This is a genomic window from Sphingomonas sp. LHG3443-2 (genome assembly GCF_049896405.1).
Lineage (GTDB): Bacteria > Pseudomonadota > Alphaproteobacteria > Sphingomonadales > Sphingomonadaceae > Sphingomicrobium.
In genome coordinates this window covers 649,367-663,733 of record NZ_JAFCUG010000001.1, presented here as the reverse complement: position 1 = coordinate 663,733, position 14,367 = coordinate 649,367, and the positions used below count along the sequence as shown (strand labels likewise).

The window sequence follows — 14,367 nt, the reverse complement described above, 5'->3', positions numbered from 1 at the left end:
CTGATGGCTGCGTTGCGTTCGATCCTTTATTTCCTGATCTTCTACCCGGGTACGATCCTATACTGCGTCGCGACCCTGATCGCCGCACGGTTCGGCAGCGGGCCGGTGCGCCGCGTGATCCGCGGCTGGGCGTCGTTCCACCATTTCCTGGTCACCCGCCTGCTCGGCATCCGGTTCGAGATGGAAGGCGAGATTCCTGATGGTCCCTATCTTGTCGCCTTCAAGCATCAGGCGATGGTGGAGACGATCGAGACGCTGCTGCGGGTGAAGACGCCGGTGGTGGTGATGAAGCAGGAATATGTGAATACGCCGCTGCTCGGGCCGACGATGAAGAGCTTTGGCGTGATCGGCGTTGATCGAGAGGCAGGGGCAAGCGCGCTGCGGGAGATGATGCAGCGCGGCAAGCAGGCGATCGCCGAGGGACGCCCGGTGGTGATCTTCCCCGAAGGCACGCGTGTGCCGGTCGGGCAGAAGCCCGCGCTTCGCCCGGGCTTTGCGGGGCTTTATCGCGCGCTCGGCTTACCGGTGGTGCCGGTGGCGCATGATAGCGGCAAGGTCTGGCCCAAGGGGCTGGTCAAATATCCGGGCGTGATCCGTCTCAAGGTCGGAGAGACCATTCCCGCCGGGCTGAAACGCGGCGAGATCGAGGAGCGGGTCCACCGCGCGATCAACGCGCTGGAAGTCTAGCTCCGGAGGATCGCCCCGACCTTTGCCGCTGCCGCCACCACCTTCTCCGACAGCGCGAGCAGGTCCGCTTCGGTCAGCGTTTTGTCGGTCGGCTGAAGCGCAACTTCGAGCGCGAGGCTGAGATCGCCTTCTGCCGGCTGATAGCGGTCGAACACCCGCACATCGGTGATCAGCGCCTTGTCGGCACCGCGAACGGCGCGGACCAGGTCGCCAGCCGCCAGGCCTTCCGGAACCACGAACGCGAAATCGCGGGTCACTGGCTGCAGGGCAGGCGGGGTGAAGGCGGGACGCGCACGGCCCTTATCCCGAGCGGCGGGTAGGGCATCGAGATAGAGGTCGGCGGCTTGCGTGCCCGGCGGCAGGTCGAGTGCTTTCGCGAGCGCCGGATGCAGCTCGCCGAAGCGCGCCAGTTCCGCCTTGCCGAGCCGCAGCGTTGCCGAGCGGCCAGGGTGGAAGGCGTCGCCTGCGCCTTGCGAGAGCTGGAGATTGGCGACCGGCGCACCTGCCTCAGCCAGCAGCGCAAGCGCTGCCGCCTTGACGTCATAAGCGTCAAATCCACGAGCCTTGCCCGACTGCCAGGAGCGCGGGTCCGCGTCGCCGGCCATCAGAAGCGACAGGGTCGGGCGTTCGGCATCGGCGAGGTAGCGGCGGCCGAGCTCGAACAAGCGGACGCTGGTGGCGCCGCGCGACAGGTTGCGGGCGGCGGCACGGGCCAGACCGGGAAGGAGCGAGGGCCGCATGACCTTCATCTCCTCGCTGATCGGATTGGCGAGGACGTGCGCCCCCCCGCCGAACAACGTCGAATCGGCTTCGGAGATGAAGCTCCAGGTAATCGCCTCATTGAAACCGCGCGCGGCGGCGGCGCGGCGGACCCGGCGCTCGAGCCGCTGGGAGGGCAGGGCCACCGCCTTGGCGACACCAGCCTCACGCGGCAGCGGGGTCGAGGGCAGAAGGTCGAGCCCGGCGACGCGGGCGACTTCCTCGACGAGGTCGGCTTCGCCATCGATATCGGGCCGCCAGCCGGGGACGGTCCAGCCGTTCGCTCCAGCCACGAAGCCGAGCGCCGTCAGGATGCGGTTCTGCTCCTCGGGCGGCAGGCTGAGCCCGGCAAGGGTTTCGACCCTCTCGGGACGCAGCGGAACGCTGCGCGGCGCGGTGACTTCGCTCCAGCGGGCAGTGGTGGCCATGCTGCGCGCGGTAGGTGATCCGCCGCACAGTTCGACGATCATCGCTGCCGCGGCGTCGGTCATCTCCTGCAGCGTCAACGGATCGACCCCGCGTTCGAAGCGGGCACGGGCATCGGTGTGGACCTGATGGCGCTGGCCGGTGCGGGCGATGGCGAGGGGATCGAACCAGGCGCATTCGAGCAGCACGTCGGAGGTGCCTTCGGTGACTCCGGTCGACACGCCGCCAACCACGCCGCCGAGACCCAGCACGCCCTTGTCGTCGGCGATGACGCAATCTTCGGCCGTCGCCTCGTAAGCCTTGTCGTTCAGCGCATCGAAGCGCTCTTGCCTCCCGCGGCGAACGGCAATTCCGCCGTTGAGCAGCGCCGCGTCATAGACATGCAGCGGCCGGGCCTGGTCGATCGAGAAGAAGTTGGTGACGTCGACCAGCGCAGAGATCGGACGCAGGCCGACCGCGCGGAGCCGGGCTTGCAGCCAGTCGGGCGACGGGCCGTTCGTGACGCCGCGGATCAGGCGCGCGGCAAAGGCTTCGCAGCCGCTGCCTTCCTCGACGGTGATCGAGACCGGATTGGCGCCGTCTTCTGCCAGCGGACGAACGGGCTGCGCGCGCAAGGTGCCGAGACCGGCAGCGGCCAGGTCGCGGGCGATGCCGCGGACGCCGAAGCAATCGGGGCGGTTTGGCGTCACGGCAATGTCGAACACCGGGTCTTCAAGCCCGGCATAAGCCGCATAGCTCTGGCCGACCGGGGCGTCGCCCGGCAGCTCGATGATGCCGTCATGCCCGGTGCCGAGCTCCAGCTCACGCTCGGAGCACATCATGCCGTTGCTTTCGACGCCCCGGATGGCGGCGACCTTGAGGGTGAAGTCACTACCCGGAACATAAGCGCCCGGCGGACCGAACACGCCTTTCATGCCGGCGCGTGCGTTGGGCGCGCCGCACACCACCTGCATCGGGCCATTGCCGGCGTCGACCTGCAGCACCTGCAACTTGTCGGCCTGGGGATGACGCTCGGCGCTCAGCACCTCGGCGACCACGAAGGGGGCAAGCTTCTCGGCCGGGTTGTCGATGCCTTCGACCTCGAGGCCGAGGGCGGTCAATTTGTCGGCGATCTCGGCCACCGAGGCGGTGGTTTCGAGGTGATCGCGAAGCCAAGACAGCGTGAACTTCATGCGCCCACTCCCGCGCTGAGGGTGGGTACGGCAAGCGCGCTAAAGCCATAGTGCTTAAGCCAGCGCAGGTCGCCGTCGAAGAACTGGCGGAGGTCGTTCATGCCATACTTCAGCATGGCGAGGCGATCGATGCCGGTGCCGAACGCGAAGCCCTGCCATTCGTCGGGGTCGAGCCCGGCGGCGGCGATCACACGTGGGTGGACCATGCCGCTGCCCAGCACCTCCATCCAGCCTTCGGATCCGCCGACCACGCGGCGGCCGTTCTCCATCGACCAACCGACATCGACCTCGGCCGATGGCTCGGTGAAGGGGAAATAGGATGGACGCAGGCGGATCGCGATGTCGTCACGCTCGAAGAACGCCTTGAGAAAGGTCTCGAGCGTCCACTTGAGGTGGCCCATGGTGATGTCGCGGTCGATGACGAGGCCTTCGACCTGATGGAACATCGGGGTGTGGGTGGCATCGCTGTCTGAACGATAGACCCGGCCCGGCGCAATCACGCGAAGCGGCGCGCCGTGTTTCTGCATCGCGCGGATCTGCACTGGCGAGGTGTGGGTGCGCAGGACAAAGGTGCCTTCGGCGCCCTCGCGCGGCTCGACATAGAAGGTGTCGTGCATGGCCCGCGCCGGGTGCGTCTCGGGCATGTTGAGCGCGGTGAAGTTATACCAGTCGCTCTCGACCTCGGGTCCTTCGGCCACCGCAAAGCCGAGATCGGCGAAGATCTCCGCGAGCTCGTCCATCACCTGACTGACCGGGTGAACGCTGCCCTGCGGCTGCTCGGCGGCGGGGAGGGAGAGGTCGAGCCGTTCGGTCGCGAGCTTGCGGTCGAGCTCGGCGGTTTCGAGCGCCGCCTTGCGCGCCTCGATCGCGGCGGCGATTTCCGCACGCTGGCCCTGGATGGCGGGACCCTGCGTTTGGCGCTCCTCGGGGCTCATCTGCCCCAAGGTCTTGAGGAGGGCCGTGACCCAGCCGCTTTTGCCCAGCGCCGCCACCCGCTCGGCATCGAGCGAAGGGAGGTCAGTGGCGGCGGCGATGCGCTGGAGGGTGGAAGCGAGATCCGACATGGCGGCGGCGTTTAGCGATTGCCGCCGGAGACGCAAAGCTCAGCCGACGAAGGGGTAAGGCGAGATCGTCTTGCGATGTTCGTGGACAGCAAGCTGCGCGCCCGCCGGCGGGGTGGCGCGGAACGCGCAGTCGAGGCGCGGGCAGAGCGAGCAGGCCGGACCGACCGGGGTCACGGGAGCGCGCTCGAGATCGATGCCCTCGGCGCAGTGGAGCCGATGCGCATGTTCGATGCTGCAGCCAAGGCCGATCGCGAGCAGGCCGCCGGATACTTCGCTCCGGATCGGCCGTTCGATGGTGCGGGCGACCGTGAAATAGCGGTGTCCGTCGGGCGTCTCGATCAGCTGCGTCACCGCCTGGCCCGCCGACTGGAAGGCGACGTGGAGGTTCCAGCGCGGGCAGGTGCCGCCGAAGCGGGAAAAAGGAAAGCGCTCGCCCGCATAGCGCTTGGAGACGTTCCCGGCGGGATCGATCCGAAGCATGAAGAAGGGGATGCCCCGCGCGCCCTGCCGGCCAAGCGTGGTGAAACGGTGCGACACTTGTTCGACATTGGCGCCGAATTCCGCGGTCAGGCGGTCGATCGAGTAGCGGTAGCGCTCGGCCGCCGCCAGAAAGGTTCCGTAGGGCATCATGATCGCGCCCGCGGCATAGTTGGCGAAGCTCATGTGCAGCAGGTGACGCGTTCCCGCGTCCGGCGGCCGGGCGACGTCGAGCAGCCTGGCAATGATCGGATGGAATTCGAGCAGCGAAAGCTGGTACGCGATCCCGAACGTCTTGTTCTCGGGCCGCAGCAGCGACGACAGCATCAGCAGCCGGCGTTCGGCATCATAAACCTGGCTGGCGCCCTGCAATTCTTCGGGTCCGACGACGGTGACCGACACGCCATATGCTTCCTTCAGGCGGCGGCGAAGCGGTTCGGCGACCGACAGCGGATCGCCCAAAGCGCCGCCAAGCGTTTCGGCGCCTTCCTCCAGTTCGGGGAAGTGGTTGGCGCGTGACTGGATGTAGTCGCGGACCCACGTCTCGGGCGTGAACAGGGATCGTTCATCGGCTTCGGTGCCGATCGCAGCGGGGGCGAGGCGGCGTTCGCGCAAGGCGGTGTAGAGCCGGGTGACGCCTTCTGCGATCCCCGGGCTGTTGTCGCTCAGCTCGATGATCTCCTGCCGGCCGATCTGAAGGTCGGAAAACATCGGGTCGGCGAACACTTCGGACAATTGTTCGGCCGAGCCCTGCTCTCCGCCATCGCTGGCGAAGCTGCGAATATCGACTTCGAAATGCTGGGCGAGACGGAGCAGGATGGCGGCAGTGACGGGCCGCTGATTACGCTCCAGGTGATTGAGATAGCTTGGGGAAATACCAAGCTGCCCGGCCATGGCGGTTTGCTGAAGACCGCGATCGCGGCGGAGGCGCTTCAGCCGCGCGCCAAGGAAGAGCTTCTTCGCCATGCTTGTACATTGTCGAACCTCGCACAAAGCTACAAGTCACATCGTGACACATGTGCCCTTTTCGCCGCGCCCGACTCGGCCGGCGAATGTTTCATGCCTCCAAGACATTCCAACAGGAGGCCAACATGGGTCAGCGTTTCTGGGTCATCGGCGGCGAGTATCGTGACTGCGCCTTCAGCGAAATCGAGCCCGGTACGGAGCGGGTGAGTGGTCCGTTCGGCGACGAACTCAAGGCCCGCATGGAATGGCAGCGCCTGACCTTCCGCGATCATTGCGGCGCGACCGAGCGCTACGTCATCGCCACCGAACCGGGCGTCACGCGCGCCTGACAATCTTTGACAGATCACCGGCGCCGCATGGTGTGTCGCGCCCATGCAAAGGGGTAAGTGCTTGTCCTATCAGTCCGAAATAACTTCTGCCGCGCAGCTTATCGGCGGCAATGGCGATCCCTGGAAGGGGATCGACGCCGAAGCGGTAGCCCGGATGCGGCTGCAGAACCGCTTTGCGTGCGGATTGGACATTGCTCGCTACACCGCCGGCATCATGCGGCGCGACATGGCGGCCTATGATGCCGACCCCGCCGCCTACACCCAGTCCCTCGGCTGCTGGCACGGCTTCATCGCACAGCAGAAAATGATTGCGGTGAAGAAGCATTTCGGCACGACCAAGGGTCGGTACCTGTATCTTTCCGGCTGGATGATCGCGGCCCTTCGCTCCGAATTCGGGCCGCTGCCCGACCAGTCGATGCATGAGAAGACTTCGGTCCCGGCGCTGATCGAGGAGATCTATACCTTCCTCCGCCAGGCCGATTCACGCGAGCTGAGCCTCCTGTTCCGCGATCTCGACAAGGCGCGCGAGGCGGGCAACGAACTCGAGGAGCAGCGCCTCCTTAACGCCATCGACGCGCACGAGACCCATGTCGTGCCGATCGTCGCCGACATCGACGCTGGCTTCGGCAATGCCGAGGCGACCTATCTCCTCGCCAAGAAGATGATCGAGGCGGGCGCGTGCGCGATCCAGATCGAGAACCAGGTTTCGGACGAAAAACAGTGCGGACACCAGGACGGCAAGGTCACGGTGCCGCACGAGGACTTCATCGCGAAGCTGCGCGCCGTGCGCTACGCCTTCCTCGAACTCGGCGTCGACGATGGAATCATCGTCGCCCGCACCGATTCGCTGGGCGCTGGCCTCACCAAGCAGTTCGCCGTCAGCAAGAAACCGGGCGACATCGGTGACCAGTACAACTCCTTCCTCGATTGCGAGGAGATCGACGACGTTGCGCAGGCGAATGGCGACGTTCTGATCAATCGCGGCGGCAAGCTGATGCGGCCCAGGCGGCTGGCATCGGGACTGTTCCAGTTCAAGTCGGGAACCGGCGAGGATCGCTGCGTCCTCGACTGCATCACCTCGCTGCAGAATGGCGCCGACCTGATCTGGATCGAGACGGAGAAGCCGCACATCGAGCAGATCGCAGGCATGATGGATCGCATCCGCGAGGTCGTCCCGAACGCCAAGCTCGCCTATAACAACTCGCCCTCGTTCAATTGGACGCTGAACTTCCGCCAGCAGGTGTATGACGCGTGGGCTGCCGAAGGGCGCGACGTCTCCGGCTACGACCGCGCCAAGCTGATGAGCGCGGAGTATGACGGCACGGAGCTTGGCGCCGAGGCGGACGAGCGTATTCGCACCTTTCAGCGCGATGCGGCGGCGCGGGCGGGCATCTTCCACCATCTCATCACGCTGCCGACCTATCACACGGCGGCCCTGTCGACCGACAACCTCGCGCGCGAGTACTTCGGCGACGCCGGCATGCTCGGCTACGTCAAGAACGTGCAGCGTGAGGAGATCCGCCAGGGCATCGCCTGCGTGAAGCACCAGAACATGTCGGGCTCCGACATCGGCGACGACCACAAGGAGTATTTCGCCGGTGAGGCTGCATTGAAGGCCGGCGGCGCCAACAATACGATGAACCAGTTCGCCGCTTGAGCGATCCGGTCTGAAGTCTCAGCGCGGCGGTCCGAGGATCTCGGGCCGCCCTTACGCGTCCGCGCAAAAGAAAGTCGTGTGTTCATGAATGCTCCTGCCACCGCCGCCACCATCGCGGTCGATCCGGTCCTCTCCCGCTTCATCGAAGAGGAAGTACTGCCGGATCTAAGCATCGAACCGGGTGAGTTCTGGAGCGGTGTGGAAAGGATCTTCAGTGCCTTTGCACCGCGCAACGCGGCCCTGCTGGCAAAGCGTGACGAGTTGCAGGCGCAGATCGACGGCTGGCACCGCGACCAACGCGGCAAGCCGCACGACCCCGCCGCCTACGAAAACTTTCTCCGCGAAATCGGCTATCTGGTCGACGAGCCGGCGCCGTTCACCATCGGCACTGGCAATCTCGACCCCGAGATCGCCACGTTGGCCGGGCCGCAGCTCGTCGTGCCGATCCTCAATGCGCGCTTCCTCCTCAATGCGGCCAATGCGCGGTGGGGAAGCCTGTATGACGCACTGTATGGCACTGACGCGATGGGAAGCGCTCCGCCATCCGGCTCTTACGAGAAGGCGCGCGGGGCCGAAGTAGTAGCGACCGCTCGTGGCTTCCTCGACGGGGCAATTCCGGGCTGGCAGAAGGCGCTTGTTGGTGGCGACCATCCTGCGATCGTCGCACGCTCTGACAGCGCAGTGTTATTCAGGCACAATGGACTTCACATCGAGGTGTTGATCGATGCCTCACACCTCATCGGACAAGACGATCCGGATCACATCGCAGACATCGTGCTGGAAAGCGCGCTGAGCACCATTTGCGATCTCGAAGACAGCGTCGCGGCGGTCGATGCTGAGGACAAGGTGGCGGCTTACCGCAACTGGCTCGGGCTCATGCGGGGCGATTTGACGGCGAGCTTCGACAAGGGGGGCCGCACGCTTGAGCGGACCATGAACCCTGATCGGCAGGTCGGAGAGATAACGCTTCCCGGGCGCAGCCTGCTCTTGGTCCGCAACGTCGGCCACCTGATGACCAATCCCGCAGTGCGGCTGGCGGACGGCGGCGAGGCGCCCGAAGGCATTCTCGATGCGATCGTCACCAGCCTGATCGCGCTTTACGACCTGCGCGGGCTCGGGCGCCATCGCAACAGCCGCGCTGGGTCGATCTATATCGTCAAACCCAAGATGCACGGTCCGGAGGAAGCGGCCTTTACCAACGACCTGTTCGATACGGTGGAGGATCTGCTCGGACTCGAGCGCAATACGATCAAGGTTGGGGTGATGGACGAGGAGCGGCGCACGTCGGCCAACCTCGCCGCGACGATCCACGCCGTGCGTGATCGGATTTTCTTCATCAACACCGGCTTTCTCGATCGCACCGGGGACGAGATGCATACGTCGATGCAGGGTGGGCCGATGGTCCGCAAGGCGGCGATGAAGGAGAGCGCCTGGATCAAGGCGTACGAGGCGCGCAACGTCGCAATCGGGCTTGCGTGCGGCTTCAGCGGCAAGGCGCAGATCGGCAAGGGCATGTGGGCCGCGCCCGACCGGATGGCCGACATGCTGGAGCAGAAGATCGGTCATCCGAAGACCGGCGCCAATACGGCCTGGGTGCCGAGCCCGACGGCGGCGACGCTGCACGCCATGCACTATCACCAAGTTGATGTGTTCGAGCGGCAGGAGGAGCTCGCCGGTTCGGCCACGCCGCCGCTGCGTGACCTTCTCACCATCCCGCTTGCTGCCGGGACCAACTGGTCGGAGGAAGAAATCGCCGAAGAGCTCGACAACAATTGCCAGGGCATCCTCGGCTATGTCGTGCGGTGGATCGACCAGGGCGTCGGCTGTTCCAAGGTCCCCGACATTCACGACGTCGGCCTGATGGAAGATCGCGCGACGCTTCGGATCAGCTCGCAGCACCTCGCCAACTGGCTGCTGCACGGCGTCAGTACGGCCGAGCAGATCGAGCAATCGCTGCGGCGGATGGCGGCCAAGGTCGATGCGCAGAATGCGGGCGACCCGCTCTACCGGCCGATGGCGCCTGATCCTGAGGCAAGCCTCGCCTTCCAGGCGGCGCGGGCGCTGGTGTTCGAGGGGCTGGAGCAGCCCAACGGCTATACAGAGCCGCTGCTTCACGCTTATCGTCGCCGGGTGAAGGAACGAGGGTGAACTGGCCTGAACTCGATCCCGCCAGCGATGCGGGCACGTGGACAGTGCTGCACCTCGCCAGCCAGATGCTCGGCAAAGTGCGGGTGGCGCACAGCGACTGGGTCAATCATGGCTGGCATGTAGCGTTGCAGCCAGCCGCCAACGGGCTCGCGACCTTGCCGATCGCGGCGGAAGGTGGGCGCTTCACGCTCTCGCTCGACCTCTGCGACCACCGCATCCACCTCCTCGTCAGCGACGGACGGAGTGACTGTGTCGCGCTCGCCCAACCCAGCATCGCTGCGCTTCATGCCGAACTGGTCGCCATGCTCGACCGCAACGGCCTGCCCAGCCGCTTCAACGGCATGCCCAACGAGCTGCCGGATGCCGTGCCCTTCGCCAAGGATGAGCGCCCGACCGACTATCGCGAGGACAGCGCGGTGCGCATGCGCGAGGTGCTGCGGGTCGTCGTGCCGGTGTTCGAGACCTTTCGCGCGCTTCTCCGGCAAGGTCAGCCCCGTACATTTCTGGTGGGGCAGCTTCGATCTTGCGGTGACTCGCTTCTCCGGCCGCCCGGCGCCGGATCATCCGGGCGGCGTGCCTGGCCTTCCCGATCGCATCACCCGCGAAGCCTACAGCCACGAGGTGTCGAGCGCAGGCTTTTGGCCGGGCGGAGCGTTCGGCGCCGACCCGATCTTCTACAGCTACGCATATCCCTCGCCTGACGGCTTCGCGGAGGCTGCCGTCACGCACGGACGCTTCGACGCGACGCTCGGCGAGTTCGTGCTTCCGTACAGCGAGGTGCGTTCGGCGGCCGACCCTGCGGCCACCCTGCTCGGCTTCCTCCAGGAAACCTACACCGCTGCCGCCGATCTCGCGCAGTGGGATCGCTCCGCGCTGGAGCGCGAGCCGGTCGCGCCCTGAGCCAAACGAAAAGGGCGCCCCGGTTACCCGAGGCGCCCTTGTCTGATCACCGAAGCGAAGCGCTTACGCGGCCTGGGCCGAGCGATCGCCGCCGTTCGGGAGCGCATTCTTGGCCTGCGCGATCAGCGCGCTGAACGCGGCGCCTTCGTGCATGGCCATGTCGGCCAGGACCTTGCGGTCGAGGTCGATGCCCGAAAGCTTCAGCGCGTGCATGAACTGACCATAGGTCAGGTTCTCGGCGCGAACCGCAGCGTTGATGCGCTGGATCCACAGGGCGCGGAAGCTCCGCTTCTTCACCTTGCGGTCGCGGTAGGCGTACTGGCCGGCCTTTTCGACCGCCTGACGAGCGATTCGGATCGTGTTCTTGCGACGGCCATAATAGCCCTTCGCTTGTTCCAGGATCCGCTTGTGCTTGGCGCGGGTGGTTACACCCCTTTTGACGCGTGCCATCTGTCAGAACTCCTTAGCGAAGACCGTAGGGGGCCCAGAGCTTCACGCGGGCCGTATCGGCCTCGGCGAGAACTTCGGTGCCGCGGTTCTGGCGGATGTACTTGGCGTTGTGGCTGATCAGGCGGTGGCGCTTGCCAGCGACTCCGTGCTTCACCTTGCCGGTGGCGGTGAGCTTGAAGCGCTTCTTGACGCCGCTCTTGGTCTTGAGCTTGGGCATTTCGTCTCCTGTGCTGCCCGACATGCGGGCGACGTTTCTCACCTGACACGGCAGCCCTCACTGGCCGGCCGGGTGGTTTTTCCAACGATCTGGAAAGCGCGCCCCCTAGCCGGCAAGGGCGCGATTGGCAAGTCCGGCGCTCACCAGGGAACGGTGTTGCCTTCGTAATCGAGGAAGGCACCCGAGTCCTTCGGTGCCAAGCCGTCGATCACCTTGCGCATGCCGGCGATGCTCTGCTCGGGCGTTACCGGCGCGCTCTGCCCGCCCATCCGCGTCTGCACCCAGCCGGGGTGCAGCATGACGCAGACAAGATCGGGATTGGCCAGCGCCAGCGTCTTCCACGCCATGTTGAGCGCGGTCTTGCTGGAGCGATACGCAAGAAAGCCGCCCGAGCTATTGTCTTCGAGCGAGCCCATGCGGGTGCTGACGACAACCAGCTTGCCGCCCGCTGCCCTGACCTCCGGAAGCAAGGCCTTGGCCAGGAGGTAGGGCGCAATCGTGTTGACCGCGAAGGTGTCGAGCCATTCCCCAGCGCTCTCCGCGTCTTCGGCATCGCGGGGCCCGTAGGTGCCGGCGTTGGCGATCAACAGGTCGAGCGGTCGGCCCGCCCGGACCGCGCTCACCGCCGCCGCATCGCTCATGTCGAGCGTGCGCACTTCCGCGCCCAGCGACTCGAGTTCGGGCGAGCTTTCACGCACGGTCGCGATGACGTCCCAGCCGGCCTCGCGATACTGGCGGACGAATTCAAGGCCGAGCCCGCGGTTGGCGCCGGTGACGAGGAGAGTGGGCATGGGAGTTATCGCTTTCTCATCTGTGCTGCTGCTGTGGCAGCGACAACGCACAAGGCGGCCGAAGCTCCTGCCCTTTGTGCCGTGCGGGGCCCGCTGGCTCGGTTCGCGAGTTTAAGGTACACAGGAAGCTTCTTCGTTTTGCCACGGAGGGAGGCCGACATGAGTGCGGACGAGCGTCACTACAGCGCAGAGCAGGTGACCGGGGCACGACAGGAAGGGGTTGTGCGTTGGGTACTCATCATCTCGCTGCTGCTCATCATCCTGGCCATGTCGGCGATGTGGATCGTGCCAGCCCTTACCGGCTGAGCCTCGCCCGCTTCGTCGCCGCCCAGAGCGGCGTCTATGACCTCGCCCTTGCCGAGCTTCGCGCCGGCGCCAAGCGGACCCACTGGATGTGGTTCGTCCTGCCGCAGCTGCGCGGGCTCGGATACAGCATGATGGCCGATCGCTATGGCCTCGAAGAACTCGACGAAGCGCGCGCCTATCTCGGCCATCCGGTTCTAGGAACGCGGCTGCGCGAATGCGTGGCGACCCTGCTCACCCACGCCGGCACACGAAGTGCGGCGGAGGTGATGGGGGTGGTGGACGCGATCAAGCTTCATAGCTCGCTCACCCTGTTCGAAGCGGCGGGCGGCGGTCCGTTGTTCGCCCGGGCGCTCGACGCTTTTTATGGCGGCGAGCGGGACCGGCGAACCCTGGCAATGGTGCGCTGACGCGCGGCTTCTAACGATCGGCTTGTTCCGGCGCGCGAATATGCGCGTTCACCTTGGCGGTCATTTCGAACATCGTCAGCTTGCCCTTGCCGACCACAGCGGCGAGCATCTCGTCCGGTTCGATGTCACGGCCGTCGGCGTCTGACTGAAGGTCGCCCTTCTTGATATGATCCCAGATCTTGCTGGTGACTTCGCCCCGCGCCATCGGCCCTTCGCCGGTGATCTTCGCGAGTTCAGGCGAGACGTCCACCTGCTGGTGCACGGCATCAGGATTGGTGTCGTCGATCTCGACATGCTTGGCCACGTCCATTCTCCTTGGCTGATCCCTGCGACCAACCGGGCGAGGAGGGGCCGGTTCCCCTTGCCTTGAAGCCCGTATCGCGGTTGATACGGGTCCGTGCCGATCGAGCCGCCACTCCTTTCGCCGCTTGCCGCCTGGGTGAAGCGCCGCTTCGTGCGCTGGGTATCGGCGCGGCGGCTGGACCTGCGAGGGCGTGCTTCCACTACCGGCCAAGGCCGTGGTCATGGGCGGACTGCACACCAGCAACTGGGACTTTCTGGTGTTCGTCGGCGCGATGGAGACGCTCGGCGTCGCGGCGAGCTATATCGGCATGGCGAGCCTGTTCCGCAGGGGACCGATGGCCCGCTTCATGAAAGGGCTGGGCGGACACCCGGTCGAGCGCACAACGCGTAACGACCTCGTGTCGCAAGTCTCGCAGCGGCTGCGCGAAGCCGACCGCATGCTCCTGGTCATCGCGCCCGAAGGCACCCGCGAGCCGGCCACCGAATGGCGCATCGGCTTTTACCGAATCGCGCTCGCCACCGGCGTGCCCATCGTGCCGGCCGGGCCCGACTATGGCCGCAAGGTCGCGATCTTCGCCCAGCCGATCATGCCGACCGGTGATCCGGAGGCCGATCTCGCGCCCGCCTTCGACTTCTTCCGGACGCTGGTGCCACGCTTTCCCGACCAGGTCCTTTTCCCGCATGGCAGCGGCATGGACGGGCCGCGCACAGGGTCCTAGGCTCCGTGCCAAGCTTTTCCGCGACCTGAAGGAACCTGCCGATGCGCCGTTTTGTCCTTGCTGCCCTGCTGGCGATCACCACCGCCGCCGCCCCGCTTCATGCCGCGTTGCCGGTGGGGGCCAAGGCGCCCGACTTCACCACCACAGGTGCGCTCAACGGCAAGCCATTCACGCTGCACCTCAAGGATCAGCTCAAGCACGGGCCGGTGGTGCTTTACTTCTACCCCAAGGCCTTCACCGAGGGCTGCACGCTTGAGGCCAAGGCGTTCAGCGATGCCGTGCCGGCGTTCCGAAAGGCCGGTGCCCGCGTGGTTGGGCTCAGCGCCGACGGGCTCGACACGCTGAAGAAGTTCAGTGTCGAAGCCTGCCGCGGCCAGTTCCCGGTCGCCACGGCCAGTCCCGCTCTCATCAAGGCCTATGACGTGAAGCTGCCGGTCGCGCCGATCAGCAATCGCACGTCCTACGTCATCGGCCGCGACGGGCAGGTGGTGTATGTCCATTCCGACCTGAGCTGGAAGGAGCATGTGGCGAAGACGCTTGCGGCGGTGCAGGCGCTGAAGCGGAAATAGGGCCAGCAAGGTTGACGAAA

General features: G+C 65.8%; 15 protein-coding genes and 1 pseudogene. 9 read left to right on the top strand and 7 right to left on the bottom strand.

The features are described from left to right. The first annotated feature begins 3 nt into the window (after positions 1–3). Positions 4–687 (top strand): lysophospholipid acyltransferase family protein, encoded by a 684-nt coding sequence (locus ACP69Z_RS03245; RefSeq protein WP_426266115.1) that lies wholly within the window; start codon positions 4–6, stop codon positions 685–687. On the opposite strand, the gene pheT is transcribed toward ACP69Z_RS03245, so the two are convergent. Genes pheT through ACP69Z_RS03230 form a run of 3 tightly spaced genes read right to left on the bottom strand, consistent with a single transcriptional unit; the run spans position 684 to position 5,551 of the window. Continuing rightward, positions 684–3,044, bottom strand: coding sequence for a phenylalanine--tRNA ligase subunit beta (gene pheT / locus ACP69Z_RS03240; RefSeq protein WP_426266114.1), 2,361 nt, complete (start codon positions 3,042–3,044; stop codon positions 684–686). The genes ACP69Z_RS03245 and pheT overlap by 4 nt on opposite strands. Beyond that, a complete protein-coding gene (gene pheS / locus ACP69Z_RS03235) occupies positions 3,041–4,108 on the bottom strand; it encodes a phenylalanine--tRNA ligase subunit alpha (protein ID WP_426266113.1) in 1,068 nt (355 codons plus the stop codon). The genes pheT and pheS overlap by 4 nt, the downstream gene beginning before the upstream one ends. A gap of 39 nt (positions 4,109–4,147) precedes the next feature. Next, complete coding sequence (locus ACP69Z_RS03230) at positions 4,148–5,551, bottom strand: helix-turn-helix domain-containing protein (RefSeq protein ID WP_426266112.1); 1,404 nt, start codon at positions 5,549–5,551, stop codon at positions 4,148–4,150. Between the two features lie 125 nt (positions 5,552–5,676). Here ACP69Z_RS03230 and ACP69Z_RS03225 point away from each other — a divergent pair, with 125 nt between their 5' ends. The 4 genes and pseudogenes from ACP69Z_RS03225 to ACP69Z_RS03210 all read left to right on the top strand — a co-directional run bounded on the left by ACP69Z_RS03225 (position 5,677) and on the right by ACP69Z_RS03210 (position 10,585). Then, positions 5,677–5,880: a DUF4170 domain-containing protein gene (locus ACP69Z_RS03225; RefSeq protein WP_426266111.1), complete on the top strand. Its 204-nt coding sequence runs from the start codon at positions 5,677–5,679 to the stop codon at positions 5,878–5,880. 61 nt (positions 5,881–5,941) lie between these two features. After that, entirely contained in the window at positions 5,942–7,537 is a 1,596-nt protein-coding gene (locus ACP69Z_RS03220) for an isocitrate lyase (protein WP_426266110.1), read from the top strand. Positions 7,538–7,621: 84 nt separating this feature from the next. Further along, positions 7,622–9,685: a malate synthase G gene (locus tag ACP69Z_RS03215; protein WP_426266109.1), complete on the top strand. Its 2,064-nt coding sequence runs from the start codon at positions 7,622–7,624 to the stop codon at positions 9,683–9,685. After that, a pseudogene (locus ACP69Z_RS03210) lies at positions 9,682–10,585 on the top strand (DUF5996 family protein). The gene ACP69Z_RS03215 and the pseudogene ACP69Z_RS03210 overlap by 4 nt, the downstream one beginning before the upstream one ends. A gap of 63 nt (positions 10,586–10,648) precedes the next feature. Here ACP69Z_RS03210 and rplT read toward each other — a convergent pair. The 3 genes from rplT to ACP69Z_RS03195 all read right to left on the bottom strand — a co-directional run bounded on the left by rplT (position 10,649) and on the right by ACP69Z_RS03195 (position 12,043). Further along, positions 10,649–11,035 (bottom strand): 50S ribosomal protein L20, encoded by a 387-nt coding sequence (gene rplT, locus ACP69Z_RS03205; RefSeq protein ID WP_426266108.1) that lies wholly within the window; start codon positions 11,033–11,035, stop codon positions 10,649–10,651. Between the two features lie 13 nt (positions 11,036–11,048). Continuing rightward, positions 11,049–11,252: a 50S ribosomal protein L35 gene (gene rpmI / locus ACP69Z_RS03200; protein ID WP_426266107.1), complete on the bottom strand. Its 204-nt coding sequence runs from the start codon at positions 11,250–11,252 to the stop codon at positions 11,049–11,051. Between the two features lie 140 nt (positions 11,253–11,392). Continuing rightward, positions 11,393–12,043 (bottom strand): SDR family oxidoreductase, encoded by a 651-nt coding sequence (locus ACP69Z_RS03195; RefSeq protein WP_426266106.1) that lies wholly within the window; start codon positions 12,041–12,043, stop codon positions 11,393–11,395. 159 nt (positions 12,044–12,202) lie between these two features. Here ACP69Z_RS03195 and ACP69Z_RS03190 point away from each other — a divergent pair, with 159 nt between their 5' ends. Continuing rightward, positions 12,203–12,349 (top strand): hypothetical protein, encoded by a 147-nt coding sequence (locus ACP69Z_RS03190; RefSeq protein ID WP_426266105.1) that lies wholly within the window; start codon positions 12,203–12,205, stop codon positions 12,347–12,349. Continuing rightward, a complete protein-coding gene (locus ACP69Z_RS03185; RefSeq protein ID WP_426266104.1) occupies positions 12,322–12,756 on the top strand; it encodes a DUF1810 domain-containing protein in 435 nt (144 codons plus the stop codon). Before ACP69Z_RS03190 ends, ACP69Z_RS03185 begins: the two co-directional genes overlap by 28 nt. A gap of 10 nt (positions 12,757–12,766) precedes the next feature. Here the strand turns inward: ACP69Z_RS03185 and ACP69Z_RS03180 are convergent, their stop codons facing one another. Beyond that, positions 12,767–13,060, bottom strand: coding sequence for an SWIB/MDM2 domain-containing protein (locus tag ACP69Z_RS03180; protein ID WP_426266103.1), 294 nt, complete (start codon positions 13,058–13,060; stop codon positions 12,767–12,769). Between the two features lie 190 nt (positions 13,061–13,250). On the opposite strand from ACP69Z_RS03180, the gene ACP69Z_RS03175 reads away from it, so the two are divergent. Together ACP69Z_RS03175 and ACP69Z_RS03170 are read left to right on the top strand one after the other, a co-directional pair. Beyond that, positions 13,251–13,778, top strand: a complete 528-nt coding sequence (locus ACP69Z_RS03175) for a 1-acyl-sn-glycerol-3-phosphate acyltransferase (RefSeq protein ID WP_426266102.1) — start codon at positions 13,251–13,253, stop codon at positions 13,776–13,778. 41 nt (positions 13,779–13,819) lie between these two features. After that, complete coding sequence (locus ACP69Z_RS03170; protein ID WP_426266101.1) at positions 13,820–14,347, top strand: peroxiredoxin; 528 nt, start codon at positions 13,820–13,822, stop codon at positions 14,345–14,347. Positions 14,348–14,367: the final 20 nt, after the last annotated feature.